Below are 18,310 nucleotides of genomic sequence, written 5' to 3' on the forward strand. Positions count from 1 at the left end.
GGTCCGGTCGCCGGGGGCGGGCCGCTAGATGTGCCGGGTGGCGGCGTATCTCGGCGGCCCGGCCGTCTCGCTGGCCTCGCTCGTCCTCGAACCGGAGCACTCGCTCGTCGAGCAGGCACACTCCCCGAGAGAGGTGCTCTCCGGCACCGTCAACGCGGACGGCTTCGGGGTCGGCTGGTACGTGCCGGAGGGGGAGGGTCCGGGCGCGGCAGAGGGCACCCCGGACGGAGAGCCGGCGCTATACCGGTCCACGAGCTCCATCTGGGCGGACCGCAGCTTCGTGAGCCTCGCCGGGAAGCTCGCCAGCCCCGCCGTCTTCGCCGCCGTGCGCAACGCCACGCCCGGCTTGCCCGTCGAGGGCTCCGGCGTGCCGCCCTTTGGCGCGGGGCCGTACCTCTGCATGCACAACGGCGCGATAGAGGGCTTCCGGCACACCGTCATGCGCGAGCTGCGCGGCTCCCTGAGCGACGAGTCCTACGCGAGCCTGCTCGGGGTCACGGACTCGGAGACCATCTTCGCGGACCTCTGCGACAGGCTTGCGGTCTCCGGTGGGCCGACCGGTACGCGGCCGCCGGGTGCGGACGGGCTCGCCGGGGCGCTCTCGGAGACGCTCCGGCGGGTCTCCGGCGTCGCGGAGCAGGCGGGGGTACAGGCCACCCTGAACCTCTCGGTCACTGATGGCTCGGCGATGGTCTTCTCCCGCTACTCCCTGCGGGGGCCGGGCAACTCCCTGTACTTTGTCGAGGATGGCCGGAGCTTCCCCGGCGGCCTCGCCGTCGCCTCCGAGCGCCTCGACGCCGACCCGGGCTGGCGCGAGGTCCCAGATGACCATCTCCTCGTCGCGGACGGCTCCGGGACGAGGACGGAGCGCCTGGCCCGGCACCTCTGACGCCTCTGGAGTCTCTGATACGTCTGGATCGTATCCCCCGGCTTCCGGGAGGCGACGGGATCGTGGTCCGGGCGTGTATCCTGACGTGTAGAATACCTTTTCCATGATGAACCGCGCACGCAGAGACGGGCCCAGGGACACAAAGGTGCGACGGACAGTGCGACGGGCGGCCCGGCGGCTGCACGGGCTGGACGTCAGGGTGTTCCGGGCGGTCTCCAGGCTGAGACGGGGGCCGCTAACCCCCATGATGCGCGGTTTTACCCGGGTGGGTACGGCGGGCGCACTGTGGGGTGTGATCGCGGCTGCGGCGTTCGTCTTCGGCGGATTCTACCTGCCCGGTCTGCTGGTGCCGTGGGCGGCGGTCGCCGGGGCCTGGATACTGGCCGAAGCCTCCAAGCACCTGTTCGACCGCGCCCGACCCCACGACTCGGATATGGGTATAGCCCCGCTCGTGAAGACCCCGAGCTCTAGCTCTTTCCCCTCCGGCCACTCCGCGACCGCAGCCGCCGGAGCCATTACCCTCTCGGCCGCCTACCCCGTCTTCGCCCCACTCTTGCTCGCCGCCGGGCTCCTGGTGATGCTCTCCAGGATCTACCTCGGGGTCCACTATCCCTCGGACGTCTTCGTCGGCGGGGTCATCGGGGTGGTCTGCGCCGCGCTACTGGTGCCCCTGGCGTGATAGCCGTGATGTCGTGGCTCCGGGAGGCTTTTGAACAGACTTACGAACAGAACCATGAAAAGTCTCGTGAAGAGGCTTACCGGCGCCGGAAGCCGGGTAAGGTAGAAACCGAGTAGTGGGTATCTCAAGACATTACACCATCGGGGCCGTGATCCCGGACCTCGACGCTCTCGACGCGCTGGACGGGAGGCTCGGGCGCGTCGGCCCCGAGCTGGATCAACCGCTCGTGCTGACCCGCCGCCGCGACGAGCGGCTGGTGCAGGTCACGTTGCCGGGCGCGCTCGTGAGGCGGGTAGAAGGCGGGATGTCGCGTCTGCAGTGGTTCGAGTTCGGCAGCATGTTCCTCGCCGTCTCGGCGACGGCGCTGCTGATGGGGGCGATACACCTGACGACCGGCATCGTAGTGCAGGCTGTCCTGACCGTGGCCGCCGTTATCGGGATCCTGCTGTATCACCGCCAGCCGAAGGTCCGGGAGAAGCTGACCGGTATGGCGATGCCCGAAAAGCTCGCCGAGGAGTGGGAGCAGAGCTTCTCGGACGGCCTGGCGCTGGTCCTGATCACCGTCCCGGAGGAGAGCTTCGAAGAGGTCGAGGCCGCTTTTCTCGAAGACCCCGGGCTGTGCTCGCCGCTCGCCGTGGACCGGCGCCCGGTACTCTAGTGGCGGGGAGGTAGGTAGAAAATGCTCGTCCGATCCCGCGAAGCCGGTTACGCGCTCGTCGAGCAGCACGAGCACGGCCTGATCTCGGGCGAGCTCGCCCGGCACTGGGGGTGGGCTCCAATCCCCTCCTCCTCCGCGCTCTACGCCATCGCCGAGCACGACCTGGCGTGGAAAGAGCTGGACGCCGAGCTCCGCTGGAACCCGGAGACCGGCGAGCCGTACAACTTCTTCGAGTACCCGGTACAGCCCAGGCTCGCCGCCTACCGGCGGGGCGTGGACGCCGTCGAGTCCCAGGACCAGTACGCCGGCCTCCTGTGCAGCCTGCACTACGAGTCCTTCGTCCGTAACGCAACCGGCGTCGTGGAGGCCAGCTTCCGCGCCGCCGAGCGCGAGCGCCAGACCCGGCTTCTGTTCGCCATCACCGACGAGGAGCGGGAACGGGTGGACGACGAGCTCTCGCTGCTCAGGATCTGTGACGACCTCTCGCTCTTTCTGTGCCTGAACGAGCCCGGCGAGAACGTCTACCCGTGGTTCAGGGACGGCTTCGACTACGGGGGCACCAGGATCATGCCCGTCTGGCAGGGAGGTGAGGTACTGCGGCTCGACCCGAGCCCTTTCACCGAGGACTTCGGGGTGCGGATACCGTACCGCGTGATAGACGCGGCCGGGCGAAACCTCGGCGGCGGAGCAACGGAAGTCCGGGTCTCCTCCGGATAGGCTCCCGCTCGTAGTTGGGACGCAAATCGCGCTTAGCCCGGAACTCGTGATACCCGTAAATATCCACGCTTATCTTTCCGGTACCCGGAGCTCCGGGAGCAGAGTCCGGGGGGAGAACCAGAACACTGAACTAGAATACTAGAGTCTTTTCGAGAGCTATACTCGATGGGACGGTTCATTTACTACAGAGTTCTGAGAGGAGCATCTCGATGAGAGACGAATCGCTGCGATTTTTGAAGGGCCTGCTATCCGCGCCGGGCACGAGCGGCCACGAGGTCGCGCCCGCGGGGGTGTGGCGGGATCAGGCCTCCAGCTTCGCCGCGGTGCGCGGCGACAGCATGGGCAACTCCTTCGCCACGCTGAACGAGGGCGGCAGCCCGAGGGTGATGCTCAGCGGTCACGTGGACGAGATCGGGGTCGTCGTCACCCACGTGGACGACCAGGGCCTCGTCCACTTCAAGGGCGTGGGCGGCTGGGACCCGCAGGTGCTCGTCGGCCAGCGCATCCGGCTCCAGACCCGCTCGGGTGAGGTGCGCGGTGTTATCGGCAAGAAGGCCATCCACCTCATGGAGGCCGAGGATCGCAAGAAGGTCTCCGACATAAAGACGCTGTGGATAGACGTGGGTGCAAAGGACGCCGACGAGGCGCGCGAGATGGTCCGCGTCGGGGATGTCGGGGTCATAGACCAGGAGATCCTGGACCTCCCGAACGACCGCCTCGCCGCCCGGTCGCTGGATAACCGTACCGGCGCGTTCGTCGTGCTGGAGGCGCTGCGGCTGCTCTCGGAGAAGAGCGGCGCCTCCGCAGAGGTCACGGCGGTCGCCAGCGTGCAGGAGGAGATCGGGGCCAACGGGGCCCGGAGCTCGGCCTTCGGGCTCGACCCGGACGCCGCCATAGCCGTGGACGTCACACACGCCACAGACGTGCCCGGGGCCTCGAAGAACGAGAACGGCGACCACTCCCTCGGGAGCGGCCCGGTGATCACTCGGGCCTCGACCCTCAGCCCCATAATATCGGACGGACTGATGGACGCCGCAGACCGCGGCGAGATCTCCTACTCCATAGAGGCCGACGCCGGGCGCACCGGCACCGACGCCGACGCCATACACTTCTCCCGCGCCGGGGTCGCCTCGGGGCTCGTCTCCGTCCCGAACCGCTACATGCACTCCCCGAACGAGGTCGTACAGCTCGACGACCTGGAGAATGCGGCCCGGCTGATAGCCGACTACATCGGCAGCCTGGACGCGGACACGGACTTCGTGCGCTAGAGCGCCTCTAGCTAGAGACGCTCTACAGAGACACCGTAAAGACTAGCGGGGCCGCGCCGGACCAAAACGCCCGTCTAACGGCGCGGCCCCGCCACTACTGTCGGGTATTACCGGGTAAAGTCCCGGATGATTATCGAGGCTATGGAGGCCATGATCACGGTAAAGGTGGCCTTGAGCACCGCCTCTTTTATGTCGTCCTTGATGCCGGGCTGCTCCGGGACGGTTATGATCTTGTCGGCCAGTAGGCTGGAGAGCCCGATGGTGCCCACCCGAGAGATCAGGGTCATCGCGGTTTTCTTGTTTTTCTCTTTCATAACTTCCGAACCTCCTCTCTGTAGCCGTGCATGATCTCATTTTTGCTCCGAATACACGACTTTTAATCAGGCTCCGGCGCTGTTTTGACCCTGTTCGGCCCTGCTCCGTTCTGGAACTTGTTGAAGCGGACCGAAAAGACAGCTAGTCTGGCGCGATGGCTGACAGGACACTTTTCCAGAAGATAATGGACGGCGAGCTAGAGGGCGACATCGTGTACGAGGATGGTAGCTGCGCCGTGCTGCGGGACATAAACCCGCAGGCTCCGACCCACCTGCTCGTGGTGCCGCGAAAGCCCATACCCTCGCTCGACGCGCTAACCGAGGAGGACGAGCCGCTGGTGGGCCACCTCTTCGTCGTGGCCCGGAAGATCGCGGCGGAGGCCGGCCTCACGGGTGGTTACCGTACCGTCTTCAACAACGGCGAGGACGCGAACCAGACGGTGGATCACATCCACCTCCACGTCCTCGGGGGCCGTGCCCTGGGCTGGCCTCCGGGCTAGACAGGCGCTACCGGCTGCTCCTACCCTTCCGGTGAAGGCTGGGGCTGCTTGCCGGCGCCTTCCTCCAGCTGGCTCTGGATGGAGTCCAGCGTCGCGCTGACGCCCTCTTCGAGCGGGTCGCGGTCCCCGCTGGACTCCTCCTGGATCTCACCCTCTACCGTGCGGGGCCCGAACCAGAGCTGGACTTCCACGTTGCTGCCGCCGTCTGAGGTCTCGTGGACCTCCAGACGCCCCGAGTAGTCCCGCGACACCTCCGCTCCCCACTCCAGGGTCCTCGTGCCCTCGTCGGTGCGTATATAGCCTTCGTTCTCGAACTCGCCCCGGTCGGGTATCTCGCCCTTGAGCCACAGGCGATCCCCGTTCGCGCCCTCGCGGCTGGCTTCCTTTATCGGGGGCAGATACTTGGGCAGGTTGTTCACGTTCTCCAGCCAGCCGAACACCTCCTCCGGGGGGCGGTCTATGTGCCGCTCTTGCCGAAACTCTTTCACTCCCGGTTCTCCTTGCGCTCGCCGTGTGTACGCGGCCTATTTTCCCCGCGGCCGGAAGTTCTATTCGCCCCAGGTCTTTCGCAGCACCCGCAGCCAGTTGCCGCTCGCGAGCTTGCGCAGCTCCTCCGGGCCATAGCCGCGCTCTCTTAGCCTATCCAGCAGCCGGGGCAGGCCGGAAACGTCGCCCAGCTCGCGCGGTACCGTCGCGCCGTCGAAATCAGATCCGAGGCCGACGTGGTCCACGCCCATCCGCTCCACCATGTGGTCCACGTGGCGCACTATCTCCGTAATAGGGGTGTCGGGCTCTTGGCGGCCGTCGCTCCTGAGAAAGGCCACGGCGAAGTTGACGCCCACCATACCGCCGGAATCCCGGATCGCGTCCAGCTGGCGGTCCGTGAGGTTGCGGGGCGTGTCGCAGAGCGCGTGGGCGTTGGAGTGCGTCGCAACGAGCGGTCTGTCCGTTATCCCGGCGACGTCCCAGAAGCCGCGCTCGTTCAGGTGCGAGAGGTCTACCATCACCCCGAGCCTGCCGCACTCCCGGATGAGCTTTCGTCCGGTCTCCGTAAGCCCGGGACCGGTGTCGGGCGAGCCGGGGAAGCGGAATGGCACGCCGTGGCCGAAGATGTTGGAGCGGCTCCAGACCGGCCCGAGCGAGCGCAGCCCCGCCCGGTACAACACCTCTAGCTCGTCCAGCTCCTCGCCTATAGCCTCCGCGCCCTCTACGTGGGGCACGGCGGCGATGACGCCGCGCTCCAGGCACTCCTCAATCTCCGAGGCGCTGCGAACCACCTTTAGCTTGCCCTCCGACTCGGTCTCTATGCGGAACAGCCTTGCGGCGGCCGCCAGAGTCGAGCGCACGGCCCTGCCGGTATCCAGCCGCGGGGCGGGGGAGATATCGTACCCCTGCTCGGTGTAGGAGATCGCAGCCTCCTCCGACCACTCCTTGCGCGGGTTCGGCGCGTAACAGGCAAAGAAGCCGCCGCCGAACCCGCCCTCCAGTGCGCGCGGCAGGTCCAGGTGCCCCCGGGTGCCGCGCTCGAAGAAGCTCCTCCCCTGCAGCGGGAGCCTGAGGAGCACGTCGTTGTGGCCGTCGAAGACGGGAGGATTGGCCGGCTCGGTCATGCGGGGTACACTACCAGCGCCGTCCGGACGTTTCCGCCACTCTTGCGGATAGCCTTCACCCTACGGCCGTTCCACATCGACGCCGGGCGTCATCCGGAGGACGCCGAGCAGTTGCAGGATAGAGATCGCGGCCAGCGCGGCGAAAGGCCCGGTGAAGCCGCCCGTGGCGTCGCGCAACGCCCCGATGGCGGCCGGTCCGGCGGCGGCCAGAGCGTAGCCGAAGAGGAAGGCCATGGCGGTCAGCCTGCCCGCCATCTCCGGCGAGGCCGTGTTGTCCAGCGGCAGGTTTAACGACAGGGGAAAGAGCCCGCCCTGACCGAGGCCGAGCACCACGACCCAGAGGTACGGGGCCCCCGCGAACGCCCTCGGCGCGAAAGCGACCAGCAACAGGCCAACGGTGGTGGCGCAGATCACGAGCGCCAGCCATGGCCTGCGATCCGTGAAACGCACGGCTACGGCGGGGACCGCCAGAGCGCCGACGATCTGGCACCCGGTCGTGACCGAGAGCAGTATGCCGGATCTCGCGCTGGAGATACCGGCCCCCTGAAACAGCGGGGCGAGCCACGTGAGCACCGAGAAGTACCCGAGCGCCGTTACGGAGAACACCCCGACCACGAGCCACGCCCGCGGGCTGCGTAGCGGGAATCCCACAACGTCTCCGCCTCCGCGGGGACCGTTTCTCAGGGCCGGCGTCAGCCACGCCGCCACCGCGAGCATCGCGGGCAGCCCCCAGAGGGCGAGCGCGCCCCGCCAGGAGCCCCCCGAGCTCTCCAGGGCGCCTGTTAGCGGCACGGTAGCGCTCGCGGCCAGGGTCGCGCCCAGGTTGACCCCGACGGTGTAGAGGCCGGTTATCAGGGCGGCGCGGCTGGCGAAGTTCTCTTTTATTATCCCCGGCAGAACCGTCTGTGCCACCGCTATGCCCAGGCCCACGAAAAGTGCCGTTCCGAACAGCGCCGCCGCCGAGTCCAGGAACCTAAAGCCGGTGGAGACGCCGATCAGTACCAGCGCGCCGAGTATCATCCTCTCGCGTCCGAGCCTCGACTCGATCAGGGTCGAGAGCGGCGCGAAGAGGGCCATGCAGAGCACCGGGATGGTGACCAGCAGCCCGGCGACGGCCCTCCCGAGCCCGAGGCCGGACTGTATCTGTCCCAGCACCGGAGACACGGAAGATAGGGCGGGCCTCAGGTTCAGGGCCGCGAGAAAGATGGCCGCGAGCAGCAGCCAGTGCCGGCTTTTCATCCGGCCTTTACGCGGCGGGAGATGCGGTACACGGTTATAGACTCCTTTGGGAATCTTTGGGAACTTCGGAAGTTTTAGGGACAGGGTAGGAGAGCGGAGCGAGCCGGTGCATAGTTAGCCGGGAGGGCGCCGCAAACAGAAACGGGACGGGGCCCGTAGAGACCCCGTCCCGCCGTCGCTGTAGCCCGGTCTGGTCCCTAGTACTTGGGGACGCTCGGGTCTATCTCCTCGGACCAGGCGGTGATGCCGCCCGTAACGTTGTAGACGTTCTCGAAGCCCGCCTCCTGCAGGAGCTGCACGGCCCGGGCGCTGCGGGCGCCGGTCTTGCAGTGGACGGCGAAGTTCTCGTTCTTGTCCAGCTCGTCTATGTGGTTCGGGAGCTCGCCGACCGGGATCAGGCGTGTCACGCTCTCGCCCAGGTTCGCGACCTCGTACTCGTGGCTCTCGCGCACGTCGAGCACGTTGATGTTCTCGCCGTTATCCAGCTTGTCCTTGAGCTCGGTGACCGAGATCTCGGGTATGCTCTTCGCGGCCTCCTCTTCGGCTGCCGTGGCCTGCGGGATGCCGCAGAAGTCCTCGTAGTCTATGAGCTCGGTCACGGTCGGGTTCTCGCCGCACACGGGGCAATCCGGGTCCTTGCGGAGCTTCATCTCGCGGAAGCTCATCCCCAGGGCGTCGTAGAGCATGAGCCGCCCGATGAGCGGATTGCCTTCGCCGAGTATGAGCTTGACCGTCTCCGTCGCCTGGACCATGCCGATCATGCCCGGCAGGATTCCGAGCACGCCGCCTTCGGCGCAGCTCGGCACGAGGCCGGGGGGCGGCGGCTCGGGGTAGAGGCAACGGTAGCAGGGGCCTTCCTCGGCGTAGAACACGCTGGCCTGACCCTCGAAGCGGAAGATCGAGCCGTACACGTTCGGCTTGCCCGACAGAACGCAGGCGTCGTTCACCAGGTAGCGGGTCGGGAAGTTGTCCGTCCCGTCCACGATGATGTCGTAGTCCTCGAAGATGCGCAGGGCGTTATCTGAGGTGAGCGCCTCCTCGAAGGTCTCGACGTTCACGTTCGGGTTTATGTTCTCGATGCTCTGCCGGGCGCTCTCGAGCTTGGAGACGCCGACGTCGGATGTGCCGTGGATGATCTGGCGCTGCAGATTCGACTCGTCGACCACATCGGCGTCCACGATCCCGATGGTCCCCACACCCGCCGCGGCAAGATACATAGCCAGTGGCGCGCCGAGCCCGCCGGCGCCGATGGTCAGCACGCGGGCAGACTTCAGCTTCTTCTGCCCTTCGAGGGCGACCTCGGGCATGATGAGGTGGCGGCTGTAACGCTGTATCTCCTCGTTGGAGAGCTCGACCTCCTCGGCGCCCTTGATCGGGCTCTGCACGCCGCCTGCGATTGACGGGATGATAGAGAGCTCGTCGTTATCCGCGACCTCGGTCTCCTGGCCGTCCAAAAAGCGGATGTCCTCGTCGCCCTTGTACACGTTCACGAACGAACGGAGCTTGCCGTCGCCGGTGTACAGGTGATTCTGCAGATCGGGGTGCTCGCTGGCGAGGTTCCCAAGCGCCTCCCCGGCGGTGCCGCCGCCGACCTGCACCTCGGAGTTGTTATTCGTGTATTGCCGCAGCGGCGTCGGAATCTTGATGTTCGGCATCTGAAATGCTCCTTCTGTAAATACTAGGTTGCCAGTTTCCAGAGGTTTGCAGAGGCTATTCTACGACCTGCTCCAAATCGTAGCCGGATCGGTCGTCGCGCAAGAGCCACGAGTTCGTGTCCTTTATCTCATCTCCCGAGACCGAGGTGATTATGTATGAGTAGTAGGGCCACGCGTGATCCCGGTCATACTCCGAGGGCTCGGCCGGATGGTCCGGGTGTGAGTGATAGAAGCCCAGGATGTCCAGGTCTCGTCCGCGGGCTGCTTCCTCGAGCTCCTTGATCTTCAAGGGCTCTATGAGAAACCGCCGCTCCCGCTCGCCCTCGTGGGTGTTGTCGGCGCGCCACGCCTCCACGACGACCTTCTTCCCACCGTCGTCCGTGCCGACGAGCACCCCGGCGCACTCCTCAGGGTACGCCTCTCTGGCGTGTTCGTGGATATGATCCATGTCGGCCGCGCCGATCTTGAGCGCCAAGCTAGTCCTCCTCCCAGAAGCTCTCGGAGAGGTACTTGTCGGCCCCGTCGCACAGGACGGTGACGACCGTGCCCTCTTGTATCTCCTTCGCAACCTGTAGCGCGGTGTGGACGGCGGCCCCGGCGGAGATGCCGACCAATATGCCCTCCTCGCGCGCCAGCCGCTTTACCATCGCGTAGGCGTCCTCGGTCGCCGTACCCCGGTTCTCGTCGGCCACCGTTGGGTCGTAGATGCTGGGCACGATGGCGCTGCCCATGTGCTTCATACCCTCCAGCCCGTGGAACGGCGAGTCCGGCTCGAAGGAGATGACTTTTATCTCCGGGTTGTACTCCTTTAGCCGACGCGAGGTGCCCATGAAGGTGCCGCTCGTCCCGAGTCCCGCGACGAAGTGGGTGACCTCCCCGGCGGTGTCGTCCCAGATCTCCGGCCCGGTGGACTCGTAGTGGGCGCGGGCGTTTGCCTCGTTGGAGTACTGATCCGGGTAGAAGTAGCGGTCGGGCTCCTCGGCGTAGAGGCGCTGGGCCTCCCGGATCGCGCCGTCAGAGCCCTCGCCGGGATCGGTGAGCACCGTCTCCACACCGTAGGCGCGCAGGATCTTCTTGCGCTCCTCGCTGGCGTTCGACGGCATGCACAGCCTTACGTCGTATCCCAGGGCGGCCCCGATCCAGGCATAGGCTATCCCGGTGTTGCCGCTGGTGGCGTCCAGTATCGTCTTGTCCGGTGTCAGGGCGCCGGTCTGCTCGCCGTCCCGGATCATCCACAGGGCGGGACGATCCTTCACGGAACCTCCCGGGTTGTACATCTCGGCCTTGGCCAGGATGTTTACCCCGGTGGTCTCCCGGCTGATGCCGGAGAGCTCCAGAAGCGGCGTGTTGCCGACCAGATCGGTCGGCCGGACGGCGGCCCCGTTTTTAATCCGAGTAATCATGTCGGGATTGATTATACAGCCCCGCCGGGCAACGTCCAGGGTAGGTGGATACTACACGGGAGTAGGCGGGAGGCCAGAGAAAAGAATGGGCCGGAGGGCTTGTTTGACCCTCCGGCCTAGGTCGGTGCGATGTGAAAGATTATACTGGCTCGTCTCCGGTGACGCTATGGTGAAAGAGAAAAGATTTCGTGAGCCAACGAAATTCTTCTTCCGCCGTTCATTTGTAAGCTCTCTACGGCTACGGTCTCAGCCCAGAGAGTCGAGGACCTCATCGAGCGTGCGCCGGCGGCAGGTAAATATAGGGGTGTCGAGCTCGGTGTAGGCGCTGGCCTTGGACTCGCGCAGCTCCATCATCAGATCCTGGAACTTCTCGGGCGACTCCGCCTCGAAGGATAGGATGAACTCGTAGTCGTCTATGCCGAAGGAGTAGGCGGTGTTGTTCTTTACCGGGTAGTGCTTGCGGCCTATGTGCATGTGCTCGTTCATCATGCGCTGGCGCTCGTCCACGGGTAGCTGGTACCACGAGCGGGTCTTGACGAATGGGTAGACGAAAAGATAGTCGCCCTCGCCGGGGATGATGTAGCGTTTGTTCTCCCAGCCCGGGGTATGCTCGCCGACGTAGATGGAGCGCCGCGAGAGGCCAAAGTAGGAGTAGGCGGGCGTGAGGTGCTTGCCGAGGCCGGTCTTCATCAGGGCGGTCGTCAGCCGCTCGAAGGCGTCGAGGTCGTAGCCGATGCGCCACAGCATGAAGTCGGCGTCCGCCCGCAGGCCCATCAGGGAGTAGGAGCGGAGCAGCAGGCCGCCGCTGTGGCTCTCGGCTACCTCGAGGAACTCCTGCTTGCCGAGCTCGCGCTCCTCCTCGGGTAGCTTGTGCCACTCGGGGTCGAGCTTGAAGAAAACGTAGTTTATGTACTGCGCCGGGAGCGGCTGCTCCTCCTCGGTCTGGCCCTGGGCCTGGGTGTGCGTGTCTCCGGTCGTGGTGGTCATGTTCGATTACCTCCTCAGCGTGGGCTCGACGCCGAAGTTGCTCTCGTATAGCTCTGCGACGCGTGAGGCCTCATCCTCGGTGAGGTCCGGCGTGTCGGGGGCGGCGGCGAACTCCTCGATCTGCTCCTCGCCGTAGATGTTCGGCAAGGTGGAGGATATCTCCGGGGCGTCGAGGCAGAACTTGAGCGCGGCCTGGCCGATGGTGCGGTCTCCGTTCTCGGTCAGAAACGAGAGCGCGTCCACCTTCTTGAGGCCGTCTATGAGCCACTCCTTCGGGCGGTGGCGGCGATGGTCGTTCTCGCCGAAGGTGGTTTCCTCGTCGTAGTTGCCTTCGAGGAGGCCGCTGGAGTGGGGGACGCGCGCGACGAGCCCGGTATCCGTCTCGCGGGCGGCTTCTATGAGGTCGCGGCCCGGGTCCTGCTCGATGGCGTTGTAGATCATCTGCACGCCGTCTACGTTACGCTCCCGCATTGCCCTGACGCCCTCGTCGCGCCAGCCGATCTTCGGCCCGATGGCGACGCCGTAGGCCCGGACCTTGCCCTCATCCTTGAACTTTTCCATAAGCTCGAACAGGGCGTCATTGTCTATGGCGTCCATCTTGGTGTTGTGCAGCTGGAGGAAGTCCACGTAGTCGGTCTCGAGGCGCTTCAGGCTCTCGCCGAGGGCGAAGCGCAGAAACTCCTCGGTCCACACCTGGGGGCGCTCCTGCTGGCCGCGACGGCCGGTGTGATTGTAGAAGTCGTAGCCGATCTTGGTCGAGATCGTGACCCTGTCGCGCATCGAGCCCTTCGTCAGCCCGGCGTCGGCGAGCAGCGTCTCGCCCTTGCCCGAGCCGTAGGTGTCGGCGGTGTCGAAGTAGTTGATGCCCTTCTCGAAGGCCGACTCCAACAGGCGGATGGAGTTCTCGTCCACGACCTCGCCCCACCATCCGGTGGAGATGGTCCAGACGCCGAACCCGACCTCCGAAATCTGTATATCCGTGCTACCGAGCTTCCGGTATCTCATATCCCGCCTCTCCTGCTATTCTTGCTATCCCGAAAAATTACTCGCCCGTTGCACGGCCGCGGGCCCAGGGCGGCACCTCGGGTACCTCGCCGGACCCTGTCAGACGCTCGATCTGGACGATTTTTCCTTACCATCTTACTACTACATTATACTGGCCGACTCTGTGCAAATCCTCTCAGAGTCTCCTCTGAATCTCCCCGAAACGTTTCCGAAATCTCTCCGCGGCGATACTCGCTAACCACTACCGGTAGTGGTTCTGTTAGAAATGTTATGAGATGTCGGGCTAACTTCTTGACTCGCATGATGCCGTTGTTACCCTTCATGGCATTCTGAAGCCGGGTGGGCTCTGGAGGCCCCGGTGGCTTAAAAGTGCATAGAGTGCACAGAGGAGGGGGAACTCTTGAATGTCGTCATAGGGATGCTTGCCCGGCGGTTGTCAGTATTAGTCCTCTTGGTGGTGGCCCTGTTCTTGGTGCTCGCCTCACTCGCCGGTCCGAGCCGGGCCGAGCAGCTCGTGGCCTCCTGGTACGGGTTGGGGGATGGCTTCGCCGGCAGGACCACGGCCAACGGGGAGACCTTCGACCCCTACGCTTACACGGCGGCCCACAAGACGCTGCCGTTCGACACCAAGCTAGAGGTCACCTACGGCGGAGAGTCCGTGGTGGTCAGGATCAACGACCGCGGTCCGTACATACAGGGCCGGGACATAGATCTATCCTACATAGCCGCCAGGGATATAGGGCTTACCGCGGCCGGCTCTGCTCCGGTCGAGGTGGGGTACGTCGACCCGGGCACCCCGGTAGGCCCCGTCCAGGCTGCCTCGGGATCACCCGCTAGGAGCTCCGCCCCGGAGTCGAAACCAGATACGGAGACGACTTCGGAGCCGGCGCCGGAACCGGAATCAGAACCGGAATCAGAGCCGGAATCAGAGCCGGAATCAGAGCCAGCTCCAGGAGCAGCTCAAGAGCCGGCGCTGGAATCAGTGGCCGAACCGGCCCCAGAGCCAGAGCGGGCCTCTGCGCCGGAGGCCAGGGTACAGGAGTCCCCGAAGCCTGTGTCCGAGGAGGGCAGCGGGCTGGTCCAGTACTCCGTTGCGGAGCAGGCCACGGAGGTTGCGGATGACACGGAGGCTACGGAAGTTACGGAAGAGCAGTACGTGGACGCGGATCAGTACGGTCAGTACGGTGCAATCCAGGGCGTGGCGGAGGATCAGTACGAGCCTCCGGTCTCCGAAGCCTCTGCGCCGGAGCCGTCCGGGGATACTCCGGGGCCCGAGCAGGAGATCTCCCCTGAGCAGGACCGTCAAGCCGGGCCCGAGAAAGCTTCGCCGGCGACCGTCGCCCCGCCACCCGCGGAGCTGCAAGAGCCGCCCACGGAGCTCGTGGAGCCAGGCTCCACGGTCGAGCACAGGATCGAGCTGAACGTCGCCGCCAAGCCCGGAACCGCGACCGACGCCCCCGACACGCCCGAGCCCGCGCCCGTGCCGGAGGATCTCTTCGTTTCGGGAGCCCCGGAGAATCCGGAGAATTCGGGAGCTTCGATACAAAAGCCCGGCAAACAGAAGACGCCGGTAGCCGCCGGGGAGGCCTCCGAAGCCGAGGAAGCCCCGGCTAGGGAAGTTCCGAATAAGGAAGGCCAGGCTACTGAAGGACCGGATACGGAAGCCCCGGATACGAAACAGCTCTCCGAAGGCGGAGGCGGGACGCAGGAGGTGGGGATCGAGAGGCTGCCGGATACGGGCGGCCCGGTGACGTTTCCCGGGGTCTCCGTGACGGACCTTGTTGCGTTCCTGTTCGTCGCCGGCGTCCTACACCTCGGCTTCAGGAGGCTGAAGGCGTAGCCCTCGGAGGAGGCTAGAAGTCCTGACGGGCGAGTCCGAGCGGGGCGGCCAGAGGGTCGTCCCGCTTTTGTGTCCTCTTTAATATCCTCACCCCTATGTCCTCACCCGCGATTCCGCGCCAGGCGCGTGCCCTCTGGAAGGCTTGTGCGGGCCCGAGGCCCCGATGCTCCGTATAATCTCTTTCGTGTTTACGGGGGGAGAGTGGCCATGATCTCACGCTACGCCGGGGGTGAGCGCGGGGCCCGGAGCGCGGCTCGCGCGGGCAGCGTTCTCGTGGCGGTCGACGCGTTCCGGGCGAGCACCACCGTGGCGTTGCTGGTGTCGCGGGGAGTGCGTGTGATCCCGGTCTCCTCCATCCGGGAGGCCGCCGCCGTCCGGGCCGACCTCCGTATTGGTGAACGGGCTAGCGAGAAGGTCGCCGGCTTCGATTTTGGCAACTCGCCGACGGAGATCTCGGCCGCCCACCTTCCGGCGGGGGGCACCGCTGCCATGAGCACCACCAACGGTACCCGGATAATAGAGGCCGGACTGGGCGCCGCCGCCATCTACACCGGGGCCTTCGTAAACGCCGGATGCCTGGCATCCGAGATCCACACCCGCTTCCCCGACTCCGAGATCGTCGTGGTGGGCTGTGGCTGGGAGGGCCGCCGCGCCTCCGAAGACGAGTCCGCCGCCGGGGCCCTGATCCACCGCCTCGGTCTCCTGGGAGCCGAGCTCGACCCCCGCGCCCGCCGGATGGAGGAGAGCTACCTGCGCCGCCCCTTCTCGAACCTCTGGAAGAACAGCGCCGCCCGGAGGCTGCTGCGCCTGGGGCACGAGGACGACATCGAGCTCTGTCTCAGGCAAGACTCCATACCCGCCGCGCCCCGACTCCTCGGCGGGAAATTCACGCAACACAAAGATGAGCCCCCGGAACCCGCATAAAGGGAAAAAGCAAAAGCTACCAGATGATAAAGGGCATCAAAGAGCGGTAAACGAACCTCGGACAAACCCCCGGAAAAACACCATGCAAACGGTGAACGAAATTTCTTGACAACGTGGTGGGCGGCTCGTATTCTGAGTCTCAAGAGGGCGAACAATTGTTACAAAGTAGCAAGCTCGCCCCCAAACCAATAGGAGAGGAGGTGAGTTACACAGATGACTACCATCAGCCACGAGAGGGTCAAGGAGTACACCCGGGAGGATGTGGACAAGGCCATCGACGTCATCGAGCGTCACCTGGAGAAGGAGGCCCGTACCCGCAACCTGCTGGATGAGCAGGCGATAATGCGTCCGAAGGACCTGTGCAAGCAGCAGGGCCTGGACATGGTCGCCGAGCTCCGCGGCATGGCTTAGTCCCCCGTTTGGCGGTCTAGTGGGCCGTCTGTCGAAGAGAAGCCTATGAAGGGGGATGCACAGTAGCGTCGCCAGCCCCAAGCGAATAGCGCGAGGGAGGCAGTAAGAGCTGTCCATCCCCCTTCAGATAGGCTGAGAGAGGGCCGGGTTAACCCGGCCCTCTTCTTGCGTTGGTAGGGTTATACGGGCGGTCCCGGAGGTACGAGGCGTGGTATGCAGACCGGTATTACGTCTGTAGTCAGAGGGTAAGCGGAGGAGGAGGGATTCGAACCCTCGATACCCGATAAGGGTATAACACCTTAGCAGGGTGCCGCCTTAGGCCACTCGGCCACTCCTCCGCAGCCGAGTATATCAGAACCTCCCGGGCTGCTAAACTCCCCTATCCCGAGCTCGTTGGCCCGGTAAGCTCCGGTAAGCGGGGGCGTGGGGATCACCCGGAGATAAAGCAGGGATCAGGAGGCGGAGAGGTTTGGCCGAGGGCAAGAATAACGTGGGCGTCCCCGGGCTTCTGGAGATGAAACGCCGGGGTGAGAAGATAGGGATGCTCACGGCCTACGATTATCCCACGGCGCGCATACTCGACCGTGCCGGGGCGGATGTTCTGCTCGTTGGGGACTCTCTTGGCATGGTCGTGCTCGGCTACGACTCCACGGTGTACGTGACGCTGGAGGATGTTATCCACCACACCCGGGCCGTGGCTCGAGGCGCGGACAGGGCGCTCGTGATCTCCGATCTCCCGTTCGGCTCTTACGAGGCGGGGCCCGAGAGGGCCCTGAACTCGGCGGTGCGGCTGATAAAAGAGGGCGGCGCTACGGCGGTCAAGCTCGAAGGGGGCGTGGAGGTGGCTTCTTCCGTGCGGGCGATCGCCGGGGCGGGGATTCCCGTGGTCGGGCACGTGGGCCTCACGCCGCAGAGCTCCGCGGGCTCGGGCGGGTTCAAGGTCCGGGCGAGGACCGCGGCGGAGGCCCGAGAGATCCTGCGAAACGCCCGGGCTCTGGAGGAGGCCGGGGCTTTCATGGTCGTCGCCGAGGCCGTCCCGGCGCCGGTCGGGGAGATGTTGAGCCGGTCTCTGGAGGTCCCGGTCGTGGGGATCGGAGCCGGGTCAGGTTGCGACGGACAGGTGCTCGTCTCCACGGACATGCTCGGCATCCAGGAGGAGATGACGCCGCGCTACCTGAAGCGCTACGCCGCCCTCGCCGGGGAGATGGATCGGGCCGTCAGGGATTATCTCTCCGAGGTCAAAGGAGGGGAATTTCCGGGGGAAGAGCACGCGTACGGCATGGAGAACGGCGAGCGGGAGAAGCTCTGGGGACCGGAAGAGGATTGAGCCCGGCGAGAGGCTACCCCCGGGCGGTGCTTTTCGACCTCGACGACACCCTCTTCGACCACGGGCACTCCTCCCGGACTGCCCTGTGGAGCGTCAGGGGGGAGCACCCCGAGCTGTCGCGAGTACCGTGGCCCGAGCTGCGCGAGACCTACGCCCGGCTGCTGGAGGAGGTCCACGTGCGGTTGCTGAGCGGCGAGCTCACGCTCGAACAGTCACGCCACGAGCGTTTCAGGCGGCTGTTCTCTGAGCTCTCGGAGCCTGGTCAGTCGCCGGATGCCGCCGTGCGGGAGGCTGCGGAGGTATATGGGCGGGCGTACCGAGAGTCCTGGCAACAGGTTTCCGGGGCCGGGCGGCTTCTGGAGCGGGTTGGGCGCCGCGCCAGGGTCGCGGTCGTGACCAACAACCTGCTCGACGAGCAGCGGGCCAAGCTGGGGGCCCTGGATCTCACGCAGTACGTGGACGAGCTGGTCGCGTCTGAGGAGGTCGGCGTAGCCAAGCCGGACCCCTACATATTCCGCGTGGCGCTGGAGCGCGTGGGGTGCTCCGCCGGAGAGGCGCTCGTGGTCGGGGACTCCTGGGAGAGCGACGTGGTCGGCGCCCGGGCCGCAGGAATCCGGGCCGTGTGGCTGAACCGGTACGGGCTGGCGGCGCCCGACCCAGGGGCCGCAGAAGAGATAAAAGACCTGGGCTCGCTTGAAGGCATGCTCGTCCCGGCGCACGACGGAGGAGAGGCTCAGGAGTAGCCCCGGGCGGGAACTCCGGGGATCTTCGGTCTCGTCCCTTTGCACCATATACCGGTGGGAGACGAGTGTGTATCAATTTGCAGGATGCTTTGTAGGGCAAACGTCTTGCGGCGGGCCCTGGGCGCTTCTGCGGCGGTCCGA

20 protein-coding genes and 1 tRNA gene are annotated in these 18,310 nt (G+C 65.6%); 11 read left to right on the forward strand and 10 right to left on the reverse strand.

From position 1 onward, the window contains the following. The first annotated feature begins 28 nt into the window (after nt 1-28). The 5 genes from ABD53_RS00700 to ABD53_RS00720 all read left to right on the forward strand — a co-directional run bounded on the left by ABD53_RS00700 (nt 29) and on the right by ABD53_RS00720 (nt 4,211). Nucleotides 29-889 (forward strand): class II glutamine amidotransferase, encoded by an 861-nt coding sequence (locus ABD53_RS00700; RefSeq protein ID WP_047863817.1) that lies wholly within the window; start codon nt 29-31, stop codon nt 887-889. A gap of 145 nt (nt 890-1,034) precedes the next feature. Continuing rightward, the gene (locus ABD53_RS00705) at nt 1,035-1,568 is read left to right on the forward strand and encodes a phosphatase PAP2 family protein (RefSeq protein WP_160309589.1); all 534 of its coding nucleotides are present in this window, start codon (nt 1,035-1,037) and stop codon (nt 1,566-1,568) included. A gap of 115 nt (nt 1,569-1,683) precedes the next feature. Beyond that, nucleotides 1,684-2,226: a hypothetical protein gene (locus tag ABD53_RS00710; protein ID WP_047863818.1), complete on the forward strand. Its 543-nt coding sequence runs from the start codon at nt 1,684-1,686 to the stop codon at nt 2,224-2,226. 21 nt (nt 2,227-2,247) lie between these two features. Next, nucleotides 2,248-2,943, forward strand: a complete 696-nt coding sequence (locus tag ABD53_RS00715; RefSeq protein WP_047863819.1) for a DUF3891 family protein — start codon at nt 2,248-2,250, stop codon at nt 2,941-2,943. Nucleotides 2,944-3,152: 209 nt separating this feature from the next. Further along, nucleotides 3,153-4,211 carry a M42 family metallopeptidase gene (locus tag ABD53_RS00720; protein WP_047863820.1) on the forward strand — a complete coding sequence of 353 codons (1,059 nt, stop codon included), beginning with the start codon at nt 3,153-3,155 and terminating at the stop codon, nt 4,209-4,211. A gap of 107 nt (nt 4,212-4,318) precedes the next feature. Here ABD53_RS00720 and ABD53_RS00725 read toward each other — a convergent pair whose 3' ends face one another. After that, nucleotides 4,319-4,525: a hypothetical protein gene (locus ABD53_RS00725; RefSeq protein WP_047863821.1), complete on the reverse strand. Its 207-nt coding sequence runs from the start codon at nt 4,523-4,525 to the stop codon at nt 4,319-4,321. A gap of 155 nt (nt 4,526-4,680) precedes the next feature. Between ABD53_RS00725 and ABD53_RS00730 the strand changes: the two genes are divergently transcribed. After that, nucleotides 4,681-5,025: a histidine triad nucleotide-binding protein gene (locus ABD53_RS00730; protein ID WP_047863822.1), complete on the forward strand. Its 345-nt coding sequence runs from the start codon at nt 4,681-4,683 to the stop codon at nt 5,023-5,025. 20 nt (nt 5,026-5,045) lie between these two features. On the opposite strand, the gene ABD53_RS00735 is transcribed toward ABD53_RS00730, so the two are convergent. From ABD53_RS00735 to ABD53_RS00770, 8 genes are all read right to left on the reverse strand, one after another. After that, the gene (locus ABD53_RS00735; RefSeq protein WP_047863823.1) at nt 5,046-5,513 is read right to left on the reverse strand and encodes an SRPBCC family protein; all 468 of its coding nucleotides are present in this window, start codon (nt 5,511-5,513) and stop codon (nt 5,046-5,048) included. A gap of 60 nt (nt 5,514-5,573) precedes the next feature. Beyond that, nucleotides 5,574-6,635: a dipeptidase gene (locus ABD53_RS00740; protein WP_047863824.1), complete on the reverse strand. Its 1,062-nt coding sequence runs from the start codon at nt 6,633-6,635 to the stop codon at nt 5,574-5,576. Nucleotides 6,636-6,695: 60 nt separating this feature from the next. Then, nucleotides 6,696-7,874, reverse strand: a complete 1,179-nt coding sequence (locus ABD53_RS00745) for an MFS transporter (protein ID WP_047863825.1) — start codon at nt 7,872-7,874, stop codon at nt 6,696-6,698. Nucleotides 7,875-8,071: 197 nt separating this feature from the next. Further along, complete coding sequence (moeB, locus tag ABD53_RS00750; RefSeq protein WP_047863826.1) at nt 8,072-9,529, reverse strand: molybdopterin-synthase adenylyltransferase MoeB; 1,458 nt, start codon at nt 9,527-9,529, stop codon at nt 8,072-8,074. 55 nt (nt 9,530-9,584) lie between these two features. Further along, entirely contained in the window at nt 9,585-10,004 is a 420-nt protein-coding gene (locus tag ABD53_RS00755) for a Mov34/MPN/PAD-1 family protein (RefSeq protein WP_053057514.1), read from the reverse strand. 1 nt (nt 10,005) lies between these two features. Beyond that, on the reverse strand, nt 10,006-10,932 hold the full coding sequence (locus ABD53_RS00760; protein WP_047863827.1) for a PLP-dependent cysteine synthase family protein: 927 nt from the start codon (nt 10,930-10,932) through the stop codon (nt 10,006-10,008). A gap of 246 nt (nt 10,933-11,178) precedes the next feature. Beyond that, nucleotides 11,179-11,919, reverse strand: coding sequence for a chlorite dismutase family protein (locus tag ABD53_RS00765; protein ID WP_047863828.1), 741 nt, complete (start codon nt 11,917-11,919; stop codon nt 11,179-11,181). Between the two features lie 6 nt (nt 11,920-11,925). Further along, nucleotides 11,926-12,924 (reverse strand): aldo/keto reductase, encoded by a 999-nt coding sequence (locus ABD53_RS00770; protein WP_047863829.1) that lies wholly within the window; start codon nt 12,922-12,924, stop codon nt 11,926-11,928. Nucleotides 12,925-13,324: 400 nt separating this feature from the next. On the opposite strand from ABD53_RS00770, the gene ABD53_RS17380 reads away from it, so the two are divergent. From ABD53_RS17380 to ABD53_RS00785, 3 genes are all read left to right on the forward strand, one after another. Then, nucleotides 13,325-14,764: a septal ring lytic transglycosylase RlpA family protein gene (locus ABD53_RS17380; RefSeq protein WP_200900235.1), complete on the forward strand. Its 1,440-nt coding sequence runs from the start codon at nt 13,325-13,327 to the stop codon at nt 14,762-14,764. Nucleotides 14,765-14,971: 207 nt separating this feature from the next. Next, nucleotides 14,972-15,688, forward strand: a complete 717-nt coding sequence (locus ABD53_RS15515; RefSeq protein ID WP_053057515.1) for a 2-phosphosulfolactate phosphatase — start codon at nt 14,972-14,974, stop codon at nt 15,686-15,688. 213 nt (nt 15,689-15,901) lie between these two features. Next, nucleotides 15,902-16,099 carry a hypothetical protein gene (locus ABD53_RS00785; RefSeq protein ID WP_047863830.1) on the forward strand — a complete coding sequence of 66 codons (198 nt, stop codon included), beginning with the start codon at nt 15,902-15,904 and terminating at the stop codon, nt 16,097-16,099. A gap of 250 nt (nt 16,100-16,349) precedes the next feature. Here the strand turns inward: ABD53_RS00785 and ABD53_RS00790 are convergent. Further along, nucleotides 16,350-16,437: transfer RNA gene (locus ABD53_RS00790), tRNA-Ser, on the reverse strand. Nucleotides 16,438-16,568: 131 nt separating this feature from the next. Between ABD53_RS00790 and panB the strand changes: the two genes are divergently transcribed. Beyond that, the gene (gene panB / locus ABD53_RS00795; protein ID WP_235401210.1) at nt 16,569-17,426 is read left to right on the forward strand and encodes a 3-methyl-2-oxobutanoate hydroxymethyltransferase; all 858 of its coding nucleotides are present in this window, start codon (nt 16,569-16,571) and stop codon (nt 17,424-17,426) included. Further along, nucleotides 17,423-18,169 carry an HAD family hydrolase gene (locus tag ABD53_RS00800; protein WP_047863831.1) on the forward strand — a complete coding sequence of 249 codons (747 nt, stop codon included), beginning with the start codon at nt 17,423-17,425 and terminating at the stop codon, nt 18,167-18,169. The genes panB and ABD53_RS00800 overlap by 4 nt, the downstream gene beginning before the upstream one ends. Nucleotides 18,170-18,310: the final 141 nt, after the last annotated feature.

The sequence above is a fragment of the Rubrobacter aplysinae genome (assembly GCF_001029505.1).
GTDB lineage: Bacteria > Actinomycetota > Rubrobacteria > Rubrobacterales > Rubrobacteraceae > Rubrobacter_A > Rubrobacter_A aplysinae.